We start from the raw sequence: 2573 nt of genomic DNA, 5'->3' as shown, positions 1-2573 counted from the left end.
GAACCGCCGCACCGGCGCCCCACCGCCCTCGGCCCTCACCGCACCGCAACTCCCCGAGGAGCCCGTCATGACCCCCGAACTGCGCACCGAACGCCTGGAGTTCCTCCCGTACCGGCCAGAACACGAGGACGTCTTCGTCGAGTTGCTGCGCGACGAGGAGGTGTGCCGCTGGATGGGCCAGGACCTCGTGCCCGAACCGCAGATCCGCGAGGTGTTCCGCGCCATCCTCACCGACATCTACCCCCAGGGACGGTTCGACGTCTGGGGCCTGTGGCTGGCGGGCCGCTACATCGGCCACGCCGAGGTGAAGCCGACCGGCAACGTCGAGGGCCATGAACTCGTCACCGCCCTCGCCCCCGGCTACTGGGGTCAGGGGCTGGGCGGCGAGGCGGTCCGCGGCCTGCTCCGGCACGCCGCCGAGAACCTCGGCCTCACCGAGGCGTACGGCATGGTCGGCGCCGAGAACACCGCCAGCCTGGCCATGTGCCGCCGCCTGGGCTTCCGCCATCTGCGCGATGTCGTCGGCGACGACGGCTCGGTGACGAAGCTGCTGGTCATCCCCACGGCGGCGGGCGGGTCGGAAGGGGCCTCGCGTACGGCCGTCGAGGCCACCGCGCAGACCCTGGCGCCCGGAACCGGCCCGACGGACGGCCCGGCGCCCGCCGGAGCGCGGGGTGCCGAGGGCCTGACCGGAGCGCCGGGCTCGGCGGGGGCGGCGCATGGCGAGGACCTGGCTGGGGTGGCGACCGGGGAGGGCTTGGCCGGGGTGGCGAGTGACGAGGACCTGGCCGAGGTGGCGAGCGGAGAGGACCTGGCTGGGGTGGCGAACGGCCAGGGCTTGGCCGGAGCGGCAAGCGGCGAGGGGTCGGCCGGAGCGCCGGGCGGCGAGGGCCTGGCCGGGGCGGCGACCGGACAGTATTTGGCCGGGACGGCGAGCGGGGAGGGCTTGACCGGAGCGCCGGGTGTCACGGTCTCGGCTGGGGCGGCGACCGGGGAGGGCTTGGTCGGAGCGCCGGGTGGCGAGGACCTGGCTGGGGCAGCGACCGGCCAAGGTTTGGCCGGGGTGGCGAGCGGCGAGGGCTTGGCTGGAGCGCCGGGCGGCGAAGGCCTGGCCGGGGCGGCGAGTGCCGGGGAGGTGGGATGAGTCGGCCGCCGGTCGCCGAGGAGACCGCCGGGGTCGCGGACACCGGCCCGCGGCCGGGGCTGTGGCGCAACCGCGACTTCAACCTGCTGTGGACCGGACAGTCCCTGTCCGACCTGGGCGGCGCCATGGTCGACCTGGCCCTCCCCCTGCTGGTGTTGCAGCAGACCGGGTCCCCGACGCGGGCCGGGGTCGTCGGCACCGCCGGGCTCGTCACCACCCTGGTGTGCCGACTGCCGGCCGGTGTCCTCGCCGACCGGTTCGACCGGCGCCGACTGATGATCGTCTGCGACGCGCTGCGGATCGCCGTGTACGCCCTGCTCGGCTGGGCGGTCCTGACGGGCACCGCCCGCCTGCCGGTGATCCTCGCGGTGGTGATCGCCGGCTCCGCCGCCACCGCCGTCTTCAGCACCGCCGAGCACGCCTCGGTGCGCAGCCTGGTCCGCCCGGACCAGCTCGCCTCCGCCGTCGCCCGCAACGAGGCACGGACCTACGGCGTGTCGCTGGCCGGACCACCGCTGGGCGGCATGCTGTTCGGGCTCGGCCGGTTCCTGCCCTTCCTGGGCAACGCGCTGAGCTTCCTGGTGTCCCTGGCGGCCGTCTGCTGGATCAGGCGACCGCTTCAGGAGCCCCGCAAGGAGGTGGCGGCGCCCATCGGCGCGTCCACCGCGGAGGGGCTGCGCTTCCTGCTGGGGCATCCGTTCCTGCGGGCCCTGCCGGCGATCGCCGCTCCGCTGAACATGGCCTTCACCGGCATGATCTTCGCGATGACCCTCGCCCTGCGCCGGGCGGGCGTCGCACCGGTCCTGGTGGGTCTCGCCGGTGCGATCTTCGCGCTCGGCGGCCTCCTTGGGGCCTTCGCCGCCCCGGCACTCCAGCGGCGTCTGCGGCTGCCCGTCCTGATCACCCTGCTGTGCTGGGCGACCGCCGCGCTGATGGCCGTCAGCACGCTGCTGTCCGGCTCCGTCCTGGCCGCGGTGCCGCTGGCCGCCGCTGTCTTCCTCGGCCCCACCGCGAACGCCACCCTCTTCGGCCACCAGGCCGCCGTCACCCCCGACCACTTGCAGGGCCGCGTGGTCAGTGGCGTCCTGCTCGCCGCCGGCTCGGCCGCCGCCCTCGCCCCCGTCCTGGCCGGCGCCCTACTGGCCCACTGGAGTCCGGGACCGGCCATGCTGGTCTTCCCGGCCCTGGTCGTGGTCGCCGCGGTGACGGCCACCGTCAGCAAGGGCATCCGGACGATGTCGGCCTAGGGCCTGTCTGACAATTCCCGTCTGCCGCGCGACGCCATGCACGCACTCTCGCGGCACCGGGCGCAGACCCAAGTACGTCCAGTACGAGGGCCTACGCCCGGCACCCCGAGAGCACGCACCTGACGCCGCGCGGCCGCCCTCCGGGCGACGACGGGAATTGTCAGACAGGCCCTAGCAGCCGT

The 2573-nt window shown here is 74.9% G+C and carries 2 protein-coding genes; both read left to right on the top strand.

Translation table 11 applies throughout. From position 1 onward, the window contains the following. A partial coding sequence (locus tag CCN72_RS40790) for a GNAT family N-acetyltransferase (protein WP_244174431.1) occupies nucleotides 1-1144 on the top strand: 1144 nt, incomplete at its 5' end. Beyond that, nucleotides 1141-2391, top strand: coding sequence for an MFS transporter (locus CCN72_RS24275; RefSeq protein WP_086809568.1), 1251 nt, complete (start codon nucleotides 1141-1143; stop codon nucleotides 2389-2391). The genes CCN72_RS40790 and CCN72_RS24275, both read left to right, overlap by 4 nt. The last annotated feature ends 182 nt before the right edge of the window (nucleotides 2392-2573 follow it).

This window comes from Streptomyces murinus, from assembly GCF_002154555.1.
Taxonomy (GTDB): Bacteria; Actinomycetota; Actinomycetes; order Streptomycetales; family Streptomycetaceae; genus Streptomyces; species Streptomyces murinus.
The sequence above is the reverse complement of the archived record's forward strand: the minus strand, read 5'-3'. Positions and strand labels throughout refer to the sequence as shown.